Genomic DNA, 23,169 nt, shown 5'->3' with positions numbered 1-23,169 from the left:
TCATGCTGGGAATCATCGGAATAGTCGTGATTTTCGCTATGGTTTTTGGTGGTTATGTCGCCGCCGGCGGCAAGTTAGGCATCATTATCAAAGCTTTGCCATTTGAAATGATGATGATTGGCGGCGCCGCTGCTGGAGCTTTTATGATCAGCAACGATGGACCGACTGTCAAACACGCGCTCAAGGACATTTCAAAGGTTTTTAAAGGTGCCAAGTGGAAAAATGACGATTACCGTGATCTCCTTTGCCTTCTGTTTGAATTAATTAGGCTTGCACGCCAAAACCCCGTGGCCATTGAAGAGCATATCGAAACACCAAGCGAATCCAACATCTTTGAGAAGTATCCCAAGATTTTGGGAGACAAATATGCATTAGAGTTAATATGTGATACCATGCGCTCGGTTTCAATGAACTATGACGACCCACATCAAGTGGAAGAAGTTCTAGACAAACGATTGGATGGAATGGCTACTCACGCTCAGCATTCCAGTCATGCTTTGCAATCCATGGCCGATGCTTTGCCTGCTCTTGGGATTGTTGCAGCCGTGCTAGGTGTAATCAAAACAATGGCCTCAATCGATCAGCCCCCGGAAGTTTTGGGTAAAATGATTGGCGGGGCCCTAGTCGGAACATTTCTAGGGGTTTTCTTAGCATATGGGCTGGTGGCCCCGTTTGCTTCAAAAGTAAAGGCAGTGGTAGATGATGACCTTCATTTTTACCATTTAATTCGCGAAGTGTTAGTCGCCAACCTTCACAATCATTCAACAAACATTTGTATCGAAGTCGGCCGACAAAACACGCCATCTCACTATCGACCAAGTTTTGAAGATTTAGAAGACGCACTGAAGTCGGTCAAGCAGGAAGCAGCATGATACTTCGTCTTATCGTCGCCTTTTTTGTGGCAATCCCAGGATATACCTGGGCCGAAAACATTACAGTGAGAGGGGGAGAACATGAAGGTTTTACAAGAATTGTATTTGATGTTCCAGAAAACACGAAGTGGACTATGGATCACAATGAAGAGGAAAATGCCTATAAATTAAAATTAGACGCAAATTTCGACAAATTTGACCTTGAAAAAACTTTCGAGAAAATTTCCAAAGAAAGAGTGCTGGCGGTCATCCCCACTGCCGATCTGAAAGGTGTTGATATTGAGTTGGCGTGTAGCTGTACAGCGAAAGCTTTCTTGCTAAGAAATAGAATGCTGGTGGTCGACGTAAGTCAGCGAGAGGTCGCAGGAATTTCCGCTGCAGAGGATGCAGGCGAAAGTGTATCGCACACTGAATTTCCTCCAGTAGTTTCTTCAGAAATGACAAAGCTATGGTTGGGGGAAGTGCCTAGGATTGGCCCTGCGTTGACAAATAGCGCCAACTCTTCTTTTCCCCGGCTTTCTCCGCTTCCTCAGACATCTGCTCAAGTTAGCGAAATTGATCTTAGCGATGAACACTCTCAGAAAGGCAGCGTTCGCCATCAAGTTTTTGGAGACCTGGCGACGGCTGCAACCATTGGCCTACTCGATCCATCTACCTCTTTAGCCAAACCTCCTGTGCGAGAAGAGGCAGAAGTTGATCATTACTTCGAAGGCGGTGGCTGGAGAACAGCCATTGAGTCCGATATTGTAGAAAGATCGAACCCATCGGGGGATAGAGTTTCGATTGGTGGCCAAAACTGTACACCAAATGATCAACTGAATATTTCATCATGGGAACAAAGCAATGCTTCATTCAGCCTATCCTTGTCCACGCGACGTAGGGCAATGTTTGACGAGTTCGATGGAGTCAACAATAAGGCTCAAGTGAACTATCTTAAAACTTTGATCTTTTTCGGATTTGGTGCAGAAGCCCGATCAGTAGCCGATATAGATGAATCCGCCGTTAACCCTATGTATGTAGCGCTAAGTTATTTGATCGATGGTGAAACCGATCCTACGAAGTTCTTCGAAAAGAAGATCGGATGTGAAACGTATGCATCAATGTGGGCGGTTTTGGATGGCGGAAATTTAAAAAAGTCTTCTGATCTAGATGCCGATTCAGTATTGCAAGCCTTTGAAGCGTTACCGAAACATCTTCGACTAAATTTGGGACCAATATTGGCAAAGAATTTGACAGAAGTCGGAAAGATTCAAGTAGCCAAATCCGTTCTCAGAAGGTTAAAAAGAGCAAATGGAGGAGATAATAATGGCATTCTGTATGGCAGTGCATCCATTGATTTGATTGAAGGGGAGGAAGATGATGCCAGTAAGGTATTTCAAGCGCTGAGTGAGGTCAATGGGCCGGAAACTGCTGAATCAATTGCGAGAAATATCGAAATCTCAAGGTTGAATGGCGAGCCCGTATCTGAAAGGTTAGTCTCCTTGTCTGCCGCTTACTCTAGGGAGCTTCGGAACACTGAGATGGGCCCAGAGCTTTGGCAAGCTCACTTGCAATCATTGATACTCAATAATAATTTTTCCGAAGCTTTCATCGTATTAGCTGATGTTAACGGTGTGGATTCAAATTTGTTAAACGTGTCTGTTAATGAAACATTTGACGCGGTTTTCAAAAAATCTGATGACACTACTTTCCTAAAGTCGGTATTCAATGAACTTCCCCAATATGAGGAAACCGTAAGTGAGAACACACTTCTATTTGCGGCTGAGAGGCTCTTAAAACTGGGACTGTCAAACGAAACTCTTGGGGTTCTTGCAAAAATTAAAACAAGTGATGAAACTCGAACTGGCAGAATTTTGAAGGCCAGGGCCTTATTGAGCCAAAACAAACCCCGTGAAGCGGAAATACTACTTATAGGACTTGAAGGGACGGACGTGACAACGTTGCGAGCAATATCTCGCAGTAGAATGGGGGACCATGAGTATTCTAGGGAACTGTATGAAGAAATGGGAGAGAGTGACGATGAAATTGAGCAGGCATGGCTGGCAAGTAACTGGGATCGTTTAGAGACTGAGGGGCCGGAGAATCCTTTTTCGCTCGTTGCACAGTTAATTACAAACGACGATACGCTTGAGCAAGCTGAAACTCTCACCCTTTCCGATATTGCAAAACTCAATACAGAGAGCTCAAGTTTTCGAGAGTCTATTTCGCAGGCGCTGAATTCAACAAGGGTTAGCGGTGATGATGGCCAGTAAGTGAAATTGCCGTATAGGGATGTGCAGTTGGAGTCCTGATGTGTCCCGCCGAGGTTGTCCACCCTATAGTAAGGAAATAGCAGATCAAAGATAAGAAGCAAACTAAATTTGACGGCGTTCGGCCACTGGTCAGAGGAACGCCCAGAGTCCGTTAAAGATTGTCAATAATCTACGGCAGGCCGACCTGCTGTGCCCCCAAGGGTAGCTACGCGTGGACGCAATCTATCAGGTGCAGATTGCAGAAGAGGCGTTATAATTTTGGCGGAGGCAGCATGGTGTATGCATTGCCCGACAGGGTATCGCAAGGCGATGTTTCGATAGGGCAATCAACTATCCGAAGAAACTTAAACGGCTCCATATGGAGAACGATCGGATGAGTTGTGCTGTATCAGACCGCGCCCGTCATATTTCCGATCACATACGGATTTCAGAGGGTCGGGCCTTCCATCTTCAGGGTTGGATCTAATCACATAGAGCTGATTTTCTTTGGGACGCGCTTTCAAAGAACGCCAAAGTACCAATGTGATCGAGCTGACTATAAGGTTGTCGTCGGATTGCCTCTCTGCTCAGGGATGTTGGTTGGCCCAATCTCGGCAAATTGCTTCGTGATCGATTGCCGGGCAAAAGGGCGATCCGAGTGAAACGCAATCTGAGGTCGACGGAATTGGATCACGAAGTGACGATTCTGGTCAAATACGTGGTGTGCCGACCTACATCCGGACAGGCATCGGTCCTAGAACTCATTGCTCAGATCGTCCGACACTTGACTGCAGCGGTTGGTTCTAGGACTGCCTATGTCGAGTCTGGATCACCTTGTGAAAATGGATACTGCGAATACTTGGACCCACAAACAATAGGTGAACTGCTCAACTGACAATTCTTCTACTCACTTCGAGCAGCACAAATCCAGATTAAACGATGTAGGAGTGGCCGCAACACCAAACCCAACCGGGACATTGCAATACAATGCCTTGGTAGGCAGTGCGCCACATCGTGCATTGAGCTATAACCCTGGGGCACCGGAAATCATCATCCCGATGAAATCCAGAAAAATCATACTCTAAGACACAAACTAGGCCACTTACATAGGGCTTACCTTCTACGGCGCTAAGTGCTCGTCACGTAAGTGACTGCTTGCGAAAAGCTAGCAAGACTTCTGTATCCATGGGTGGCAATAGGGCATGCTAGGCTGCGACCTATCACGAGCTTGATACACAGTTGTTAAAAACAAGAGCCATTTGATCAATAGAAAAATTGCAAAAGAATTTACCAAAAAACTTACTAAAAATAAACTGCTGCCTTCTAGCCTAACCCAGCTGAGAGCTGGGAGCGACAATATGGTATCTAAACGCAGAATCTACATGAAGAATGTCAGAGAGATCACTGGCCTCGACCACCTACACCGTGGTGCGCACGCTGATTTAGTTTTGTCGGAAATTTCTCGTCTGAAAGTTGAACATGAAAAGTAAGTCCTCGTCGCTGTTCAACCCAACCATTCTCATGTCGCTGGCCTTGATGGCGGTCATCGTAATGATGATCCTTCCGATGCCTTCATGGGTGTTGGACGTTGGCCTTGCAGCCTCATTTGGCCTTGCCATTCTTATCTTCACCGTCACTCTTTTTATTGAGCGACCTTTGGATTTCTCGGCATTCCCTACCATTCTTCTGACAACCCTAATGTTGCGGCTGTCGCTCAATGTCAGCTCGACTAAACTCATCATCGGCAACGGGCACACGGGAACTCATGCGGCGGGTGAAGTCATCCAGGGTTTCGCCAATTTTGTAATGGGTGGAAGTGTTTTCCTAGGGCTTGTCGTTTTTGGAGTTTTGATGATCGTAAACTTTGCGGTTATCACCAAAGGCTCCGCACGAATGGCAGAAGTATCTGCGAGATTTGCCCTTGATGCGATGCCAGGGAAACAACTTGCGATTGACGCAGACATGTCCGCTGGCGCGATTGATCATGCAGAGGCGAAACAGCGTCGCGATACCGAACAGCAAGAAACAACATTTTTTGGTTCCTTGGATGGCGCCTCAAAATTTGTTAAGGGTGATGCGGTTGCTGGCCTGCTTATCACAGGTCTGAACCTGATCATGGGAATGATCATGGGAGTAGTTGTTCACGGTATGCCGTTGGGCAGCGCCATGGAAACCTATGCCATACTAACAGTCGGCGACGGCCTGGTATCCCAAATTCCTGCGGTCATAATTTCTATTGCTGCCGGCTTGTTGTTGGCGCGAGGTGGATCCAACGTGGCAGCAGATGTTGCGGTTTCGAGCCAACTTGGCCGCCATCCCGAGGCTCTTGCAACAGTAGCGATTTTGATGGCGCTTTTCGCCTTGGTTCCTGGGTTGCCTTTTGTTCCTTTCATGGCCGGGGCCTGTTTGCTCGGCGGGGCGGCTTGGTGGTTTTCGCAAAAGAGCACGGAAGAAGAAGACGCTGAGGTAGAGGAAGCGCCGGTTGAACCTGTTGTTAGACCAATGGGCGACGTCTTGGATTTAGATGACATCCACGTTGAGTTTGCACCAGACCTCGTAAATATGGCGCTAGATCCTGGGACTGGATTAGATGTTCGCATCGCCAATATGCGCAATCACATTGCATCGACCTTTGGTTTGATTTTACCTGAAATACGTCTCACCGATGCATCTGCTTTGCCAACGGGAACCTACGTTATTCGAATCCATGGTGTTGAGATGGCCAGAGGTGAGTTGAACTCCGATTTGGTACTCGCTCTCGTTCCAGAAGGAAGCAATGCATTGCCGAGTGGGGAGGATGTAACAGAGCCGGTCTATGGCGCTCCTGCTCGTTGGATTCGACCTGAAGATCAAGAGCGTGCCGCTATCACCGGTGTTACAATTGTGTCCCCAGCTGAAGTCTTGGCCACTCATTTACTGGAAGTCATTCGGAGGAACTTTGGCCGTTTGCTTACTTTGAAATCCATGAGACGTCTGCTTGATGAAATGGTCAATCTTACGAACGCAAGCCGCGCCGAAGCTAACCGAAAACTGATTGACGAACTAATTCCGGAAAAGGTTCAAATAGACACGCTGCACCAAGTCCTTCGTTTGCTTCTGGATGAGCAAGTTTCCATTCGAAACCTGCCCCTCATACTCGAAGCGATCTCTGAGATGCGCGGCCAGCAAACGAGACCTGATTTGATTTGTGAACACGTTCGTCAAAGAATGGGCTTTCAATTGGTTGCTGGGATGCGGCGCGAAGATGGCTCAATTCCATTGATTCAACTGGCTCCGGAATGGGAAGAAACTTTTACGGCCTATCAAATTGACGGCGGCCAAGGGACACTAGATGTCGCTTTGCCTCCTGACCGGTTCGAAGCTTTGACTAATGGCTTGGCTGAGCAAATCGGAGAGGCGGGAAGTCGAGGGGTATTGCCTGCAGTCGTGACATCCGCTCGCCGCCGTCGTTTTTTACGAACTGTTATGGCAGCCAAAGGTATTACCAGCCCGGTGATGTCATTCGAGGAAATCGGAGTGGAGGCCAAGCCCACCCTCGTTGGGGTCGTCGCAGCGTGACCAACCTGATGCCCCTTATGGAAAACCTATCTCATTCAATGTGGGTGTCACTCATTGTTTTCCTAAGGGTTGCGGCGGCAGTTTCGGTGATGCCAGCGTTTGGAGAGCAAATGATCTCCACTCGCATAAGGCTCATTGTTGCCTTGTTGTTGACCGTTATTGTCGCCCCGGCCGTGACGGCAGATATAAAGATACCTGACCCAAACCTGTTCTACTTTCTAACAAGCTTGGCGACAGAGACACTCTCAGGTCTCTTTTTAGGATTAATACTTCGAACATTCACTCTGGCAATCCAAACCGCTGGCGCTATTGCTGCTCAATCAACTTCATTGTCTCAATTGTTGGGCCAATCTGGGTTAGACCCCTTGCCGGCAGTTGGCAATATTCTTGCCATTGCAGCTCTGGCGCTCTTGATGGCGACTGGCTTCCACGTAAAAGTCGCCGCATTCTTGATGCTTTCATACGAAATTCTCCCAGCTCTACAATTTCCGAATCCGGCCGATGTAGCGGAAGCTGGTAGTGCACAAATCGCCAAATGCTTTGCCCTTGCTTTCACATTAGCGGCTCCGTTCGTCGTACTTTCTGTTTTATATAATTTGACACTAGGGGTTATAAACAGGGCAATGCCACAATTGATGGTCGCTTTTGTTGGTGCCCCAGTAATTACCTTTGGAGCAATAGCCTTTTTACTCGTTTCCGCTCCATTAATGCTGAGCGTTTGGATTCAAGCCATGGACGGTTTTCTAGCCGCGCCCTTTAGGTAGATACCCATGTCAGATCAAGACGAAAGCAGCGAGAAAAGTCACGAACCATCCCAGAAGAAACTAGACGACGCTCGGAAAAAAGGTGAAATACCGCGCGCAACTGACCTCTTGACTGCTATGGGGTACTTGGGTCTGTTGATGGGTGTTGTGTCTTTTGGCGGATACATTCTGACGAATTTTGCCAATGTTTTACTACCATTTTTGGAGCAACCGGAAAGGCTAACTAGTTTGTTCTTTGGTGGTAATGCCAAGCCCGCAACTGCTCAACTTTTGTCAGCGGGTCTTGCACAAGCACTCCCGTTGCTTTTCGCACCGACTGCCTTTGTTCTTTTAACTCTGTTTGCAACTCGCGGATTTGCCTTTTCTGGGGCCAAGCTCAAACCAAAAGGCTCTCGTTTGTCGCCTTTGGAAAATGCAAAAAATAAGTATGGCCGCCGAGGTTTATTTGAGTTTTTCAAAAGTTTCGTGAAATTGTCCATTTACTCTGTTTTGCTCACTCTTTTTATTAAAAACCAACTTGATGAAATTGTTGGTGCTGTCAGAACGTCTCCTGGAGAGGTTTTTTTATTGATTCTATCGCTAGTTACACGCTTCCTATTCATCGTAGTTTTGATTGCGATGACTATTGGTGGCATCGATGCTTTTTGGCAAAAAGCGGAACACGTGCGGAAAAATCGCATGTCCTTCAAGGAGTTGAAGGATGAAATGAAAGAGGCCGAAGGTGACCCCTACCTGAAACAACACAGACGAATGAAGGCTCAAGAGCTCGCTCTGAATCAAATGATGGCCGAAGTGCCTGAAGCGGATGTAGTAATTGTCAACCCGACGCATTATGCAGTTGCTCTGAAGTGGAGTCGAATGGCGGGTACCGCGCCAGAATGTGTGGCAAAAGGAGTGGATGAAGTTGCGCATAGAATTCGGGAAATTGCCAATGAGGCTGGTGTACCAATTCACTCTGACCCGCCAACGGCTCGGGCGCTGTTTGCGACCGTGGATGTAGGCCAAGAAATCGACCCCGATCACTATCAGCCAGTTGCAGCGGCAATTCGATTTGCTCAAAACATGCGGGAAAAAGCACGCGGGAAAGGTTGGTCATGAAATCTGATTTAGATGATTTAATCCAAGTAACGTCGACACTAAAAGAAAAAGCGATGGCCTTGCATCGAAAGAATTTGGAAGATCGCCGCCGGATAGAAAACGAAATTGAGCAAATCGATGTCTTGCGGAACACCGTGCAAGCCGATGATGGCGGACTTATGGCACGACGGGCTGTTGGAGCAGATTCGCTTTGGCAAAGTTGGTTGATCCGCCGAAGAGCAGAATTATTGCGTGAAGCGGCGATGGCTCGCGCTCTCGAAGGGGAAAGCCTTACAAGAGCTCAATTTGCGTTCTCAAGGGTGAAAGCGATTGAAGAGTTGCAGAAAGAGGAAATTCAAAACCGAAGGCAAAAGAAACTGGCGTATTATGCACAGCAGCTAGAAGAACTTAGCGTTTCACAAAAAAAATGAAGTGGCTTTCAGGGTGTTAACTACTGTTGTATCGCGTTGCGTGCCACGTCTTGGTCGAGCATCGGACTGGGGGGGGGGGGGGCGACAGAGACAGACCGCGAAGATCGCTTGAACGCCGCATGATTAAACTGTCTCGGCAGAATGGTCGGGTATCTACGCTCAACGACCTGCGCAACATCTACGCGGTAATGGCGATCCCGGGAGGACTCGAACCCCCAACATCCTGATTAGAAGTCAGGTGCTCTATCCAGTTGAGCTACGGGACCTTGACTCTGCAATAACGGTTCGAAAAACGGTTTGCAAGCCGCCGACGTTTCCTAACTAGCGGCAATTTCCATTCTTCGGACTCCAGACCTCTGGCTAAGAAGCCAATTGTTCACTTCGGTTGAGCTAGGGGGCTGCAAAACAATTATTCTGCCTTCTTAATGCGCTTCTAACGTTTGTTGATCAAGCTTTTTTGGGCCTATTTTGCGAGCGCCAATAAACTTCGAATTGTCTGCGTACAACAAATGGTCGGGCCAAACTTTATAGGCCTGCCATATGTAATGATTTGGGCAAGTTAGGCTTGTTTTTCATTCGAGGAGGTAGCTTTCAAAAGGCTAAGCGTTTGCCTCAAACCTCGAAGGGCAGATTAGTTTCCGATCCAGTTATATAATGGATAGAAACCCTAACACTCGGCTGCTTGAGCACCTCTGTTTGATAGTCTCGGAAGATGGTGTTTCGCAGATTTTCGGTGAGTCCCCCTGGGTGAACTGGTCCACCGCTATGTTTATGAAACGGATGACGGGTTCTATGGGGGAGGCTCAAATGATCCGGCTTCCAAAGCATGCTGAAAACACCTGAAAGAAGACTTTCGGGGTTTTGGCGAAGTATTGTGGGCGGCGCGAAGCACTATGCGCCGCCCTACAAATGGCTTAGAAGTCGAGGTTTTCGACGCTGAGAGCATTCTGCTGGATGAATTCTCGACGTGGCTCCACAACGTCACCCATCAACTTAGTAAACAAGTCGTCAGCGCCAGCCATATCATCCACGGTCACCTTCAACAACGTGCGTGCATCTGGATCCAACGTTGTTTCCCACAACTGACTTGGGTTCATTTCGCCCAGCCCTTTGTAGCGCTGCAAGGACAGGCCTTTTTCGCCCTCTTCCAGAATGGCTTTCAACAGCTCAAGCGGACCGTTTATAACTTGCAGACGGTCCTTGCGCTCCAGAGTCGCCGAGGCTCCATAAACGGATTGCAAGCTTTCGGTAAAGCTACCGGTTTTGCGCGCTTCACCTGAGCGGAGCATCGAACCGTCCATTGTCCGGACCTCTTCCACACCGCGCAAGATGCGCGCCAGTCGAATGCCTTTGTCTTGCGTGATCCGGCCATTCCAACCGCGTTCATATTCTAGTGCAACCATATCTAACCGAGCGGCCACTTTGTCGGCAACGCCTTGCAGATCGCTTTCGACAGCACCGGGAACAAAGGCACCGGCAACGGCGGCCTGCTCCAGGATGTGACGTGGATAGTGGGTTGGGAAGGCATCAATCACGCGACGCAATTGACGGGCTTCGTCAACAACTCGGACCAGATCTTTTCCGACGATAACTTCGCCAGAGCCGAGCTTGAGCTGAGCGCCTTCAATGCCCTGATGAATCAGGTGGTCATCCAATGCCATTTGGTCTTTGAGGTAAACTTCGGACTTGCCACGCGCTACTTTAAAGAGTGGAGGTTGGGCGATGTAAAGAAAGCCACCTTCAATCAACTCGGGCATCTGACGGTAGAAGAAGGTCAACAAAAGGGTCCGAATGTGGGCCCCGTCAACGTCCGCATCGGTCATGATGACAATCTTGTGGTACCGGAGCTTTTCGATATTGAACTCGTCACGACCGATACCGGTACCGAGCGCCATAACGAGGTTGCCGATCTCCTGAGAGCCAAGCATCCGGTCAAAACGCGCGCGCTCGACGTTGAGGATTTTACCACGCAACGGCAAGATCGCTTGGTTTTTCCGATCACGCCCGGTTTGTGCAGATCCTCCAGCCGAGTCACCCTCCACGAGGAAGAGTTCGGTTAGAGATGGGTCTTTTTCCGAGCAATCTTTGAGCTTGGCCGCGTTGAAGCTGACATCCATCGCTGTTTTGCGGCGGGTCAACTCGCGCGCCTTACGGGCCGCTTCACGGGCAAAAGCCGCCTCGATAATCTTGCCAACGATCTGCTTGGCTTGCGCAGGGTTCTCTTCGAACCATTCGGCAAGTTTTTCACCCATCATGCTTTCTACGGCGGGGCGAACTTCGGAGGACACCAGTTTGTCTTTTGTCTGAGAACTAAACTTGGGGTCCGGCACTTTGACCGACAAAACGGCCGTCAGACCTTCACGTGCATCATCCCCAGTGAAAGAAATTTTCTCTTTCTTGGTGATCCCGCTTTCCTGAGCATATTTTTGGATTTGGCGGGTAAGCGCTCCACGGAAACCGGCTAGGTGTGTGCCGCCATCGCGCTGTGGAATGTTGTTGGTAAAGGGCAAGACGTTCTCGTGGTAGCTATCGTTCCACCACATTGCGATTTCCACGCCAATGTCGTCTTTTTCACCGTTAATATAAATCGGATCCGGCATAACGGCTTGTTTGGAGCGGTCGAGGTATTTAACGAATTCCTTAACGCCACCCTCAAAAAACAGCTCGGATTTGAGCGGTTCGGCGGGGCGTTCATCTTCAAGGATGATCCGCACACCAGAGTTCAGGAAAGCCAACTCTCGTAGACGCTTTTCCAAAGTCTCGAAACTGTATTCAAGGTTGGAAAAGGTGTTAGTTGAGGCAAGAAAACGGACTTCCGTACCTGTTTCATCACCAGCATCCCCAATGACCTCAAGGTGCTTGGCGGTCTCACCATGTTCAAACCGCGCCCGGTGGACTTTGCCTTGGCGCCAAATGGTCAACTCAAGCCAGACAGACAGTGCGTTTACAACGGAAACGCCCACGCCATGCAGACCGCCCGACACCTTGTAGGAGTTGCTGTCAAACTTACCGCCCGCATGCAGCTGGGTCATGATGACTTCGGCGGCGGAAACACCTTCCTCCTGGTGAATATCAACCGGGATACCGCGGCCATTATCACGCACAGAGACACTGGAATCCGCGTGGATTTTTACCCGGACATAGTCCGCATGTTTGGCCAAGGCTTCGTCAATGCCGTTATCGACAACTTCGTAGACCATATGATGCAGGCCGGAGCCGTCATCCGTGTCTCCAATGTACATGCCGGGGCGCTTGCGAACCGCCTCCAAACCCTTGAGAACTTTGATGGAATCCGCGCCATATTCTTCAGGATTGCCTGCGGTGTCGGACATGTCCGTTTCCTTTGTTATTTGAACGGAATTTATAGCGGTAGGATATAGGTTTGTCACGCAGATGACACAAGATTTGGTGTTTCTTATACAAGTTACACCCGACACCTATTTCCTAAAACAGCGGTCCCAGAAAATCGATCTGGGCCGTCTCGGGCCAAACCCGGTTTTTCAACGGCCTGACCATTAGGAAATTGGCTTTGCGGGTGCCGATCCCCTGCGTCTTTGCCCCGGTCATATCGACTGAGGTATAGGTGTTTTTGCTTGGCGAGAACCCGGCACGATCATAGAGCGTCCGCGCGCCAAACAGCACGGCAAATTGGGCCTGGCTTTGGGTCGCAAGTGCGAGGCTATGGTCCATGAGTTTGGTAGCGATACCCAGTTCGCGGAAATCAGGGTGGCAGGCGACATCACCAACGCCAGCGATCACCGTCAGATCACCATCAATACGGATCGAGCGATAGAACAGAGCGATATGAGCAAGGATGCGCTCTTTGCGCCAAATCACGCGAAGATGCGGGCGCTGTTGATAAAAGCTGCGCCCCGAGTACTCGGTCGGAAAACTGGCGGCGATCACATCTGCGATCTCGGCCTCGTCAAATGCGGTCAACTGAAGCTCTGGAAGAACCTCAATTGACAAAGGAAACCTCGGAAACACCGTTTTGGTCTGAGACGTCCAAGTGCTGGGCTCTGCTTCCGAGATCGGAAAACAGTTCCGGGCCGGTGCCTGTCATCCAAGCCTGCGCCCCGAGCGTACAGATTTCATCATACAAAGCCGCGCGTCGCCCAGCGTCCAAATGCGCCGCAACCTCGTCAAGCAGCAAGATAGGTGGGGCACCAATGTCCGCCGTCAAAGCCCGCGCATTCGCCAAGATCAGCGAAATCAAAAGGGCCTTTTGCTCCCCTGTTGAACAATCGGACGCCGGAACCCCCTTGGCTGCGTAGCTTCCGTATAGGTCGGTCCGATGTGGCCCAACCAACGTTCGGCCGGCGGCCATGTCGCGAAACCGGCTTTCCTGCAGCGCGCTAAGCAAATCTGCTTCGGATTCGGGCATCGTGCCTTCGCTTTGCACAAGGTCGAGTTCGGCGGCCGGAAACTGTGGGCTGGCGGAACCTTGCGCCTCACGCAATCGGGTTAAAGCTGCGACACGGTTCGCATGGATATCTGCGCCGGTTTTGGCCATCTGAGCTTCAAGCACCGCATACCAATGGGCGTCGCGCACTTGTTCCTTAAGCAGGCGATTGCGTTCGCGCATGGTTTTTTCATAGGTCAGCGACGCTTCGGCATGGGAAGGGAAAAAGCTAAGCACCATGCGATCCAAAAACCGACGACGCCCCTCGGCACCTTCGATCCACAAGCGATCCATCGCCGGGATAAGCCACAGAACGCGCGTCAATTGCGCCAGGGCGGTTTGCGGAACAGATTTACTATCGATCTGCACCTGACGGGCCGCTCCGGCGTCGGAGGTTACTGAAATCTCGTGCTGGCCGCTGGGCGCATTCAAGATCGCGTTGAGCTTCCACCCCAATGCTTCGGGTTTACGGGCCATGTCCTGAGCCGAGGCCCGGCGTAAACCGCGACCCGGCGAAAACAGCGACACCGCTTCGATCAGGTTGGTTTTGCCAGCGCCATTGTTGCCGTGAATGACGACGGGACGCGCATCAAGGTCCAGCCGAACCAAGCGGTGGGACCGGAAATGGGACAAGGTCAGGTGCGAGAGAAACATCTCACCCATCGCCATCCCTTTCATTTTGGGAAAACACCGGTGGCGGCGTTTGAATTCGTGCGTTCAAGCGGAAATCGTCACACGCGCATCGGCATGACGACATAGACGGCGCTTGTGTCATTGCCTTCACGCATCAACGCGGGATCGCCGGATGAGTTAAACAAGAACACAGCGTTTTCGCGATCAACTTGGCTGGCGATTTCCAGCAGGTATTTGGCGTTAAACCCGATTTCCAACCGCTCATCGCCGTAGGCAACGGCAAGTTCCTCTTCGGCGGCACCGCTATCTGGCGCGTTCACCGACAAGATCAGGCGATCTTCGTCGAGTTGCAATTTCACAGCACGCGAGCGTTCCGAGGACACCGTCGCAACACGATCAACCGCCTTGGCGAAATCGTTGGCGTCAACTTCGAGCTTGCGGGTGTTCCCTTGCGGGATTACGCGGGTGTAATCCGGGAAGGTACCGTCGATAACCTTGGAGGTTAGCGTGATATCGGGCGTTGCAAAGCGCACTTTGGTTTCGGAAACCGACACCGCGATGTCCATCTCGTCATCATCCAAAAGTTTGCGCAGCTCTCCGACGGTTTTGCGCGGCACGATGACACCGGCCATATCCGCGGCCCCATCAGGCAGATCCGCGTCAATGCGTGCCAAACGGTGACCATCGGTGGCAACACAGCGCAAAACCTGACCGCCGTCACTATCAGCAATGTGCATATACACACCGTTCAAATAGTAGCGGGTCTCTTCCGTGGAAATCGCAAATTTCGACTTGTCGAACAGGCGACGCAACACATCGGCCTTTGCAGAGAAGTTGGTGTTGTATTCAGACGAGGCCATGATCGGGAAATCTTCGCGTGGCAAGGTCGCCAACGAGAAGGTCGAACGACCCGCTGAGACGGTCAACCGCCCCGCCGCGCTGTCTTCTTCCAGTTCAACCAAGGCGCCATCGGGCAACTTGCGGACGATTTCATGCAAGGTCACCGCCGAAACGGTCGTTCCGCCCGGGCGGCTTACCTTGGCCGGTGCTTTGTCCAGCACCTCAATATCCAAATCCGTGGCGCGGAATGTAGCGTCATCGCCTTCGGCGTCAATCAGCACATTGGCCAAAATCGGAATCGTGTTGCGTCGTTCCACAACCGATTGTGCTTGTGCCACTGCGCGCAACAGCGTGGCGCGTTCAATGCTGATCTTCATCGCCCATCTCTCCGCATAGCCGGATGCGCACACTAGACCGATGGGTCCGGCGCTCCAAGCCCGTTTTTACGATTTGTCCGATTGTTTTACAGGAGCGTCAAGTGCATCTGACCGCCCAAGGGCGGCCAGCGTGCAACTGTTGTGGAAGAGACCCAACGAAAAGGCCGTTAGGCTTCCAATGCGCGACGAAGTAGTTCGACATCTTCGTCGATTTGCCCATCCTGAAGTCGCAGCTCTTCGATGCGACGTACACCATGCATGACGGTGGTATGATCGCGACCACCAAAACGGCGGCCGATTTCGGGCAAAGACCGCGACGTGAGTTGTTTACACAAATACATCGCAACCTGGCGCGGACGGGCAAAAGTACGCACACGCTTGGGGCCAATCATGTCGCTGAGGCGGATATTGTAGTGTTCAGCCACCTTGCGCTGAATCTCATCGATCGAAATTTTGCGTTCAGACGCGCGGAGCACATCAGACAGGCTGTCTTGAACCAAATCCATGTTGATCGGCTTGCCGACAAGCGAGGCAAAGGCGAACAAGCGCGTCAAAGCACCTTCGAGCACGCGCACATTGGTGCTGATCCGATGGGCCAGAAATTCAAGAACGCCGTCATCGATTTCAAGGCTCGGATACATGGCGCGATAGGTTTCGACCTTGGATTGCAAAATACCGAGGCGCAATTCGTAGTCGGTGGGGTGCAGATCAACAACAAGCCCGGATTGCAGGCGGCTGCGGATGCGGTTTTCTAGATCTTTGATCTCATCGGGCGCTCGGTCGGCGGAAATGATGATCTGTTTGTTTTGATCAACAAGGGCGTTGAACGTGTGGAAAAACTCTTCTTGCGTCGAATCTTTTCCAGCGATGAACTGAACATCGTCGACCATAAGAACGTCGACAGAGCGAAACATCTCTTTGAAGTCCATCATCTTACGTTCGCGCAAAGCTTGCACAAAACGGTACATGAACTGTTCTGCTGACAAATACAGAACGGTCAGATGTGGGTTGCGAGTGCTCAACTCATGGGCGATCGCATGCATCAAGTGAGTCTTACCAAGACCAACGCCACCATAAAGGAACAGCGGGTTAAATGTGACAGGACCACCTTCGGCAACGCGCTTAGCGGCGGCATGGGCCAGTTCGTTCGGCTTACCAACCACAAAGGTGTCGAAAGAGAACCTGCTGTCCAATGGAGCACCTGGTAAATCTTTCGGGGCGGATGCTGTTTCCGGCTCTGTTGCTTTTGCCGGTTCTTTGACCTGCCGTGCGGCTTCGTTCGCCTGAGCCACATCATAAGAAATGCGGCGCACGCTTGGTGTAATTGTAGACAGTTGAGCCAACAACATGTCGCCAAAATTCTGAGATACATAAGAGCCGAAAAAGCTTGTCGGCGCGTGAAGGGTAACAACACCCCCGTCACTCATTCCCGCAAAAGAAAGTGGCTTGATCCAGGTTTTGTAGTTGTTTTCCCCAATCGTATTGCAAATCTGCTCTTGCAACGCGCCCCATTGCTCTTTTGTCATTTGTCCCCGTTTCCTTCTTGACTTGCCTTCACCGGTCGTGACTCCGGCGGCGCGTCACAATTCAGAGGGCACACGACAACCAGTCCCATGCCATTGGCATGAGCTGCGAGGAAATCCTCGAAGTCGATGAATCAGCCCCTCGCATCCCCACGAAGGTCGAGCCAGAAAGACCCGTAAACTGTATTGGACATGGCCAGAGGTAACCCCCTGAAACTCTGCAAAACCATAGTGGTTTCGGCTTGAGTGACCTAAAATCCGTGCAACGATCACGGATCCGAAGTCGGCAGCCTGTCCCCCCTGCGAAGTGACTCGCAGGGGGAAATTACCAACCTAAGACGGCTTCGAGCAACCGATCTTACGTCTTGACTCAGGGATTCCTGAAAAAGAATCTCTGCACGTTAAAGATGTTGGCGTTCCAACGAAAAAAGGCACCACATGTAGTGGTGCCTTTAAAATAATCACACAAAATGCGTGATATTTTTATCCCAACGCTTTTACACGCGCAGCGAGACGAGACATCTTGCGAGACGCGGTATTCTTGTGAAAAACGCCCTTGGTGACGCCGCGCATCAGCTCAGGCTGAGCGGCCTGAAGAGCAGCAGAAGCCGAAGCTTTGTCACCGGATTCGATTGCTTCCTCTACAGCGCGCAGAAATGTACGGATGCGCGAACGACGGGCTTTGTTGATCGCCAAACGAGATTCGTTCTGACGGGCGCGTTTTTTAGCTTGGGGCGAATTTGCCATGATGATCGGTCCTTGATCTTTGTATCTATCTATTGCGTGAGCAACACAAAGCCGAATTTTCCCTGAGGAATTCCATCGGTCCGATTCTTGCCTTAGCGGGCATCACGCGCATGTATGGTGGGCGTATAGCCAAACCAATCAGGTTTGGAAAGGCCCATTTTTTCGCTAACTGTGGATAGCAATATGACCGAAACACCCTTGGTTTCGGTCATATTGCATTTCTGCTATCTGTCGCGGAATTGCGGCGTGCGCTTTTCCATGAAGGCGGCCATGCCTTCCTTTTGATCTTCAGTTGCAAACAGCGCGTGGAACAGGCGGCGTTCGTAGAGCAACCCTTCGGACAATGTGGTTTCGTAAGACCGGTTCACGGCCTCTTTAACCGCCATCGCCGAAATCATCGATTTCTCGGCAATTTTTTCCGCGGCTGAGCGCGCCTCTTCCATCAATGTTTTGACTGGAACAACGCGACTTACCAGACCTGAACGCTCCGCCTCTTCGGCATCCATAAAGCGACCGGTCAAGTTCATGTCCATCGCTTTGGATTTGCCAATAAAGCGAGTCAGACGCTGTGAACCACCGATCCCGGCGATCACACCCAGATTGATTTCTGGCTGACCAAATTTGGCGTTGTCGCCCGCAATGATGAAATCGCACATCATGGCAAGTTCACACCCGCCGCCAAGCGCGTATCCGGCCACAGCCGCGATAACAGGCTTGCGTGTGCTGATAACAGCGTTGCCTTCCTTGCCGAAAAAGTCAGACATAAACATGTCGACATAGCTCTTTTCGGACATTTCCTTGATGTCGGCACCGGCAGCAAACGCTTTGGCCGAACCGGTGATGATGATGCAGCGTACCTTGTCGTTACTATCCGCGTCCGCCAAGGCATCGGTCAACTCACCCAACAACTGTGTGTTGAGCGCGTTCAATGCGTCAGGGCGATTCAATTTGATGGTAGCGATGTGGTCTTCTACTTCGACGACGATCGTCTCATAGGCCATGGGGTGCGGGCTCCGTCCGTTTCCTCAGGCCGACAGGCTTACCACTGTTGCGCGCCGGTTCAAGCTATCTTTGACAAATTGGACAAAAGAATGATGACCGGCCCGATTGCACGATTCGTTCAATTTGACCGGAACAATCGGATGCATTGCACGGCTCGCCTTCGCGTCCATAGACGTAAAAGCTATGCTGAAAATATCCAAGTTCTCCATCGGCTTGGCGGAAATCTTTGAGCGATGAACCACCCGCTTGGATCGCCTCGGAAAGCACGTTTCGAATGATTGGAACAAGCTCTCCGACCTCATGTGCCGTCACGTCACAAGCACGCCGGGATGGGTGCATTTTGCCACGGTAAAGCGTTTCGCACACATAAATATTGCCAAGTCCAGAAACGATCTTTTGATCGAGCAAGGCAGATTTCATCGGCAGTTTTCGATTTTTGAGCGCCTCTGCCAGATGGGATTCGTTGAAATCATTGCCGAGCGGTTCGGGCCCCAGCCCAGATAACAATTTGTGCTGATCGGCCGTGGCGGTCTCAAGCAAATCCATCGCCCCAAAACGGCGCGGATCGTTGAATGTCACGCGGGCACCATTGTCGAAATCCAAAACGACATGATCATGTTTTTCAGCCTTGGGATGGTCGTGAGTAAACTGCCCCAACGGATCGCCGGAAACCAACATCCGACCAGACATGCCAAGGTGGATTAACAGGGTCTCGCCGCTAGACAGATCAGCAAGAATGTATTTTGAACGCCGACGCATGCGTTCAACACGGTTACCGGTCAAACGCTCGGCCATGTTCTCTGGAAACGGCCAGCGCAAATCCGGCCTATTTATCAGAGCTTTGACGACAACGGCCCCCTCCATAGACGGAGTCAGCCCGCGCATGACGGTTTCGACTTCGGGTAACTCCGGCATTCTAGACTCCTACGGATTGAGCCGTGAATTTGGTACGGAATCACCTAAAAAGAAAGGTCATTAACGTCCGTTGGTGTTGAGCGCGTGAATAACCAATTCTTTCAACGTGCTGTGACCTTCGACGTAACGCGGTATCGGCACCCGCGCGCCGCAGTCAAAGTGCAAAACATAGCTGTCGCCCAGATCTTGGGCCTCCCGCAATTTTGCAAGGTCGTATGTATTGGAGTTGAAAAACGTCCCCATGCTCCGGAGCTCACTGCCTCGAACTTCGACGCGAAATGCAAAAACGTAGAACGTGATCCATATCGAGAACGATGTCACGGCCATGACAACATACCAGTCGATCGCCGCGAAGTTTCCATCCTCAATGACCATTGAAAAAGTGACCGCCATTAAGAGAGCGATCATTGGGAGAATTCCCAGTCGCCAACCTAGTTTTGTTTTGAAAATAGCAGTTTCATCGCAAAACCTTGGGTCTTTGCGCCCCGTGCTGAAAACCTTGCTCAACGTTGATTGCGGATTGCCAATCGGCGAAATCCAATCAAATCCGACCTCCACCAGCCGTTCTAACAAAGGCTTAGGTGCGCGAATGTCCCGCGGACCACCAATCGAGGTTCCCTCCCGATTAGCCAGTTTGAATGCGAGGATGGAAGCGGCGATAGACGCGACGATAGAAACAAGCACACCACCCCAAACAGCAAAGAGTTCGAAGAAAGCCATTCCGGTGCACCCTTTGCGATGATTTGACTGTTTGTTCTTTCCGCCCCACCTCTGTACGAGAGTTGCGACGATATTGAGGCCAAACCGGACCAGTATGATGACTAAAACTTCTGACAACACCACGCATTTCGGTTTTACCGATGTTCCAGAGAGCGAAAAGGCCGGCAAGGTGCAGGGCGTATTCACCTCGGTGGCCTCAAAATATGACGTGATGAATGACGCCATGTCCTTTGGCATCCATCGCATCTGGAAAGACGCGATGATGGATTGGCTGGCCCCACGTCCGGGTCAAAAACTGCTCGATGTTGCGGGTGGAACTGGGGACATTTCGTTTAAGTTTCTAAAGCGCGCTGGGCATGGGCATTCGACCGTTCTCGACATCACCGAATCCATGTTGATCGAAGGGCGTCAGCGCGCCGAAGCCGGGGCCATGGGGGATAGCCTCGATTGGGTCGTTGGTGATGCGATGGCCTTGCCTTTTGCCGACAACACCTTTGATGTCTATACGATTTCTTTTGGTATTCGGAACGTTGTTCGCCCACAAGAAGCGCTAAACGAGGCTTACCGTGTACTTAAACCCGGCGGCCGTTTGATGGTTTTGGAATTCTCGCAAATTCCAAATGACATGATGCAAAAGGTCTATGACCTCTATTCGTTCAACATTATCCCCAAAATGGGAAAAGCCATCGCCAATGATAGCGATAGCTACCAATATCTTGTTGAGTCTATTAGAAAATTCCCGGACCAAGAGACGTTTTTAAGCATGGTTCGTACGGCTGGGTTTGAAAATGCCAAATACCGCAACCTAACAATGGGCGTAGCGTGCCTGCATTCAGGCTGGAAAGTATAAATGCGTGGTCCTCATAATATTTGGCGTCTGATCCGTACCGGAGCAACGTTTGAGCGAACTGGTGCGATGGGCGTAATTTTGGATGCCTTTGACACGCCCGCCCCGTTGCGGGTCGCCGCGCGCGTTTTGGCTTGGCCCTTCAAGTGGTTGGGCGAAAAGGGCGATCCATCTATGCCGCCAGCTGTTCGGGCTTTGACGGCGCTGGGCCCTGCCTACATCAAGTTCGGTCAAATTCTGTCAACACGTCCCGACGTCGTGGGCGATGACATGGCGCAAGAGCTTCGTGTACTTCAGGACAAGCTACCTGCCTTTTCAATTGAAGAAGCAAAAGAGCAGGTAGAGCAAGAACTTGATCAGCCACTAACGGATGTTTTCACAGAGTTCTCTGAACCGGTCGCCGCAGCTTCAATTGCGCAGGTACACAAAGCGACCCTGGCGGAAACGGGCGAAACTGTTGCTGTCAAGATTCTGCGCCCAGGGATCGAACGCGCTTTTCGCAAGGACATTGACGCGTTCTATTTTGCGGCTGGCTTTATCGAGTTCTTTTCACCGTCATCTCGTCGATTGCGACCAACCGAAGTCATTGAGCATTTCGAAGGTGTTGTTAATGGGGAACTGGACTTACGGCTTGAGGCCTCTGCGGCGAGTGAATTCGCAGCCAATACCTCAGACGATGTCGGTTTTCAGTTGCCAGACGTTAAATGGGGGTATTCCGGTCGGCGTATCATGACGATGAGCTGGGCCGAAGGGGAGCCGCTTGGAGACAATGCTGCTTTGGACACGGCGGGTCATGACCGGGTTCTTTTGTCAGAGCGGGTATTGCAACTATTTCTAAATCACGCACTGCGTGACGGCTACTTCCATGCCGACATGCATCAGGGCAACCTAAAGGTCGCCGCGAATGGTGACATCATAGCCTATGACTTTGGGATCATGGGCCATATCGATGAATATACGCGACGGGTCTATGCCGAAATCCTGTTTGGGTTCATTCGACGTGACTATCACCGAGTTGCACAAGTTCACTTTGAGGCTGGATATGTACCAGCTGACCGGGACGTTGACGAGTTTGCGCGTGCTCTTCGCGCCGTAGGTGAGCCCATTTTCGGAATGGACGCGACACGCATTTCCATGGGGAAACTGTTGTCCTATTTGTTCGAAGTCACCGAACGTTTCGGGATGGAAACGCGTACAGAGCTAATTTTGTTGCAACGCACGATGGTCGTTGTAGAGGGCGTGGCCCGTTCGCTTGATCCAAATATGAATATCTGGACGGTCGCCCAGCCCGTTGTCGAGGATTACATTAAGCAATCTATCGGACCAAAGGCAGTTCTGCGAGATTTCACTCAAACTGCACGTGTTTTAGCTCGATTTGGCCCCCGTTTACCTGATCTCGTAGAAGAAGCGTTGTTACGCCAAACCCAAGACGCTCCGCGCACCTCCAATCGCCCATGGATTGGGCGACTGGGATGGATTGCCTTGGGGGTGGCGATAGGCTTTGGCGCACTAAGAATCGTGCAAGTTTTTGCCTAATCCTACATGCCAGAACGCAGGCCGCTAATTTCTGCGGCGGAGATTTCTGTACCGCCTGACAGCCTAAAGATGACATTTGACCCTTGATTGCGGATCTCTTCAACTGTGTCGTAGGTCGACGCCATTTCAGTGTCGATCAACTCTTCACCTTTGTAACTCTCTACATCAAACCGGTAGCTACCATTCGGGAAAGGTACACCCTGATCATCTACTCCAGCCCAAAGAACTTCTTCTTGTCCAATAGGTAATGCAAGTTTTTGGACTATGTCACCGTCTGCATTTTTAACCACTAGTGTTGCCTCGTCCGCCCCAGCTGCATAGTCGGGCCGTAGAGTTACAGGTTCGCCGGAATAGTGACCAGGTGCGCGGGCTAGGACGTCCTTACCAACCCAGCTACCATATTGTTGGAGCGCATTCCCTCCCAGCATTGCCCCCATTTCTTTGAGCAAATCATTGGTTAGAACCTGTTGCTCGACCGACGAGAACGTCGCAAGTTGTGACGCATATTCGGTTGAATCCATTGGGTTCATAGGATCTTGATTTTGCACCTGCGCCGTCATCATCTTTAGGAACGTCTCAAAATCAGAGCTCAACATATCTGCTGAACTTCCTGGCGAGCTGGTCTTGCTTGCGGCTGCTGCAGCGGTTGCTGCGCTATTGTAGGTCGATTGGATTGCACTGCTATCAGTCATTT

Annotated in this window: 18 protein-coding genes and 1 tRNA gene; 8 read left to right on the top strand and 11 right to left on the bottom strand. The window is 50.8% G+C overall.

What is annotated here, in order from left to right; genetic code table 11:
• Positions 1–2 precede the first annotated feature (2 nt).
• The 6 genes from motA to Q1A43_RS14465 all read left to right on the top strand — a co-directional run bounded on the left by motA (position 3) and on the right by Q1A43_RS14465 (position 8,933).
• The gene (motA, locus tag Q1A43_RS14490; protein WP_299921825.1) at positions 3–872 is read left to right on the top strand and encodes a flagellar motor stator protein MotA; all 870 of its coding nucleotides are present in this window, start codon (positions 3–5) and stop codon (positions 870–872) included.
• Positions 869–3,124: a hypothetical protein gene (locus tag Q1A43_RS14485; RefSeq protein ID WP_299936312.1), complete on the top strand. Its 2,256-nt coding sequence runs from the start codon at positions 869–871 to the stop codon at positions 3,122–3,124. Before motA ends, Q1A43_RS14485 begins: the two co-directional genes overlap by 4 nt.
• Before the next feature lie 1,458 nt (positions 3,125–4,582).
• Positions 4,583–6,661, top strand: coding sequence for a flagellar biosynthesis protein FlhA (flhA, locus tag Q1A43_RS14480; RefSeq protein WP_299936310.1), 2,079 nt, complete (start codon positions 4,583–4,585; stop codon positions 6,659–6,661).
• The gene (locus Q1A43_RS14475) at positions 6,658–7,425 is read left to right on the top strand and encodes a flagellar biosynthetic protein FliR (RefSeq protein WP_366944268.1); all 768 of its coding nucleotides are present in this window, start codon (positions 6,658–6,660) and stop codon (positions 7,423–7,425) included. The genes flhA and Q1A43_RS14475 overlap by 4 nt, the downstream gene beginning before the upstream one ends.
• Positions 7,426–7,431: 6 nt before the next feature.
• On the top strand, positions 7,432–8,523 hold the full coding sequence (locus tag Q1A43_RS14470) for a flagellar biosynthesis protein FlhB (protein WP_299936307.1): 1,092 nt from the start codon (positions 7,432–7,434) through the stop codon (positions 8,521–8,523).
• Positions 8,520–8,933: a hypothetical protein gene (locus tag Q1A43_RS14465; RefSeq protein WP_299936304.1), complete on the top strand. Its 414-nt coding sequence runs from the start codon at positions 8,520–8,522 to the stop codon at positions 8,931–8,933. Before Q1A43_RS14470 ends, Q1A43_RS14465 begins: the two co-directional genes overlap by 4 nt.
• Positions 8,934–9,122: 189 nt before the next feature.
• On the opposite strand, the gene Q1A43_RS14460 is transcribed toward Q1A43_RS14465, so the two are convergent.
• The 10 genes from Q1A43_RS14460 to Q1A43_RS14415 form a co-directional block, all read right to left on the bottom strand.
• Positions 9,123–9,199, bottom strand: a tRNA-Arg gene (locus tag Q1A43_RS14460).
• Positions 9,200–9,847: 648 nt separating this feature from the next.
• Positions 9,848–12,265 (bottom strand): DNA topoisomerase (ATP-hydrolyzing) subunit B, encoded by a 2,418-nt coding sequence (gene gyrB / locus Q1A43_RS14455; RefSeq protein ID WP_299921820.1) that lies wholly within the window; start codon positions 12,263–12,265, stop codon positions 9,848–9,850.
• 112 nt (positions 12,266–12,377) lie between these two features.
• On the bottom strand, positions 12,378–12,872 hold the full coding sequence (locus Q1A43_RS14450) for a GNAT family N-acetyltransferase (protein WP_299936301.1): 495 nt from the start codon (positions 12,870–12,872) through the stop codon (positions 12,378–12,380).
• Positions 12,873–12,891: 19 nt separating this feature from the next.
• Entirely contained in the window at positions 12,892–13,998 is a 1,107-nt protein-coding gene (recF, locus tag Q1A43_RS14445) for a DNA replication/repair protein RecF (protein ID WP_299936299.1), read from the bottom strand.
• Positions 13,999–14,066: 68 nt separating this feature from the next.
• Positions 14,067–15,185: a DNA polymerase III subunit beta gene (gene dnaN / locus Q1A43_RS14440; protein WP_299936296.1), complete on the bottom strand. Its 1,119-nt coding sequence runs from the start codon at positions 15,183–15,185 to the stop codon at positions 14,067–14,069.
• Positions 15,186–15,352: 167 nt separating this feature from the next.
• Entirely contained in the window at positions 15,353–16,711 is a 1,359-nt protein-coding gene (gene dnaA, locus Q1A43_RS14435; RefSeq protein ID WP_299936293.1) for a chromosomal replication initiator protein DnaA, read from the bottom strand.
• A gap of 480 nt (positions 16,712–17,191) precedes the next feature.
• Complete coding sequence (gene rpsT / locus Q1A43_RS14430) at positions 17,192–17,455, bottom strand: 30S ribosomal protein S20 (RefSeq protein WP_299921815.1); 264 nt, start codon at positions 17,453–17,455, stop codon at positions 17,192–17,194.
• Positions 17,456–17,679: 224 nt separating this feature from the next.
• Positions 17,680–18,456, bottom strand: a complete 777-nt coding sequence (locus tag Q1A43_RS14425; protein WP_299921814.1) for an enoyl-CoA hydratase — start codon at positions 18,454–18,456, stop codon at positions 17,680–17,682.
• A gap of 64 nt (positions 18,457–18,520) precedes the next feature.
• Positions 18,521–19,372, bottom strand: coding sequence for a bifunctional DNA-formamidopyrimidine glycosylase/DNA-(apurinic or apyrimidinic site) lyase (gene mutM / locus Q1A43_RS14420; protein ID WP_299936290.1), 852 nt, complete (start codon positions 19,370–19,372; stop codon positions 18,521–18,523).
• 60 nt (positions 19,373–19,432) lie between these two features.
• The gene (locus Q1A43_RS14415) at positions 19,433–20,092 is read right to left on the bottom strand and encodes a hypothetical protein (protein WP_299936287.1); all 660 of its coding nucleotides are present in this window, start codon (positions 20,090–20,092) and stop codon (positions 19,433–19,435) included.
• Between the two features lie 97 nt (positions 20,093–20,189).
• Here Q1A43_RS14415 and ubiE point away from each other — a divergent pair, with 97 nt between their 5' ends.
• A complete protein-coding gene (ubiE, locus tag Q1A43_RS14410; protein ID WP_299936285.1) occupies positions 20,190–20,942 on the top strand; it encodes a bifunctional demethylmenaquinone methyltransferase/2-methoxy-6-polyprenyl-1,4-benzoquinol methylase UbiE in 753 nt (250 codons plus the stop codon).
• Positions 20,943–22,475 (top strand): 2-polyprenylphenol 6-hydroxylase, encoded by a 1,533-nt coding sequence (gene ubiB / locus Q1A43_RS14405; protein WP_299936282.1) that lies wholly within the window; start codon positions 20,943–20,945, stop codon positions 22,473–22,475. It begins immediately after the preceding gene.
• 2 nt (positions 22,476–22,477) lie between these two features.
• Here ubiB and Q1A43_RS14400 read toward each other — a convergent pair whose 3' ends face one another.
• Positions 22,478–23,167: a flagellar hook capping FlgD N-terminal domain-containing protein gene (locus tag Q1A43_RS14400; protein ID WP_299921809.1), complete on the bottom strand. Its 690-nt coding sequence runs from the start codon at positions 23,165–23,167 to the stop codon at positions 22,478–22,480.
• Between the last annotated feature and the right edge of the window lie 2 nt (positions 23,168–23,169).

It is taken from the genome of uncultured Pelagimonas sp. (genome assembly GCF_947498515.1).
Taxonomy (GTDB): domain Bacteria; phylum Pseudomonadota; class Alphaproteobacteria; order Rhodobacterales; family Rhodobacteraceae; genus Pelagimonas.
This window is presented reverse-complemented; position numbering and strand designations above follow the sequence as displayed.

Coding starts and splice junctions, on each gene's coding strand:
- dnaA (WP_299936293.1), bottom strand. CDS start 16,711: ATGACAAAAGAGCAATGGGGCGCGTTGCAAGAGCAGATTTGCAATACG.
- ubiB (WP_299936282.1), top strand. CDS start 20,943: ATGCGTGGTCCTCATAATATTTGGCGTCTGATCCGTACCGGAGCAACG.
- Q1A43_RS14400 (WP_299921809.1), bottom strand. CDS start 23,167: ATGACTGATAGCAGTGCAATCCAATCGACCTACAATAGCGCAGCAACC.
- motA (WP_299921825.1), top strand. CDS start 3: ATGCTGGGAATCATCGGAATAGTCGTGATTTTCGCTATGGTTTTTGGT.
- Q1A43_RS14485 (WP_299936312.1), top strand. CDS start 869: ATGATACTTCGTCTTATCGTCGCCTTTTTTGTGGCAATCCCAGGATAT.
- Q1A43_RS14425 (WP_299921814.1), bottom strand. CDS start 18,456: ATGGCCTATGAGACGATCGTCGTCGAAGTAGAAGACCACATCGCTACC.
- Q1A43_RS14470 (WP_299936307.1), top strand. CDS start 7,432: ATGTCAGATCAAGACGAAAGCAGCGAGAAAAGTCACGAACCATCCCAG.
- dnaN (WP_299936296.1), bottom strand. CDS start 15,185: ATGAAGATCAGCATTGAACGCGCCACGCTGTTGCGCGCAGTGGCACAA.
- rpsT (WP_299921815.1), bottom strand. CDS start 17,455: ATGGCAAATTCGCCCCAAGCTAAAAAACGCGCCCGTCAGAACGAATCT.
- flhA (WP_299936310.1), top strand. CDS start 4,583: ATGAAAAGTAAGTCCTCGTCGCTGTTCAACCCAACCATTCTCATGTCG.
- gyrB (WP_299921820.1), bottom strand. CDS start 12,265: ATGTCCGACACCGCAGGCAATCCTGAAGAATATGGCGCGGATTCCATC.
- Q1A43_RS14415 (WP_299936287.1), bottom strand. CDS start 20,092: ATGGCTTTCTTCGAACTCTTTGCTGTTTGGGGTGGTGTGCTTGTTTCT.
- recF (WP_299936299.1), bottom strand. CDS start 13,998: ATGGGTGAGATGTTTCTCTCGCACCTGACCTTGTCCCATTTCCGGTCC.
- ubiE (WP_299936285.1), top strand. CDS start 20,190: ATGACTAAAACTTCTGACAACACCACGCATTTCGGTTTTACCGATGTT.
- Q1A43_RS14465 (WP_299936304.1), top strand. CDS start 8,520: ATGAAATCTGATTTAGATGATTTAATCCAAGTAACGTCGACACTAAAA.
- mutM (WP_299936290.1), bottom strand. CDS start 19,372: ATGCCGGAGTTACCCGAAGTCGAAACCGTCATGCGCGGGCTGACTCCG.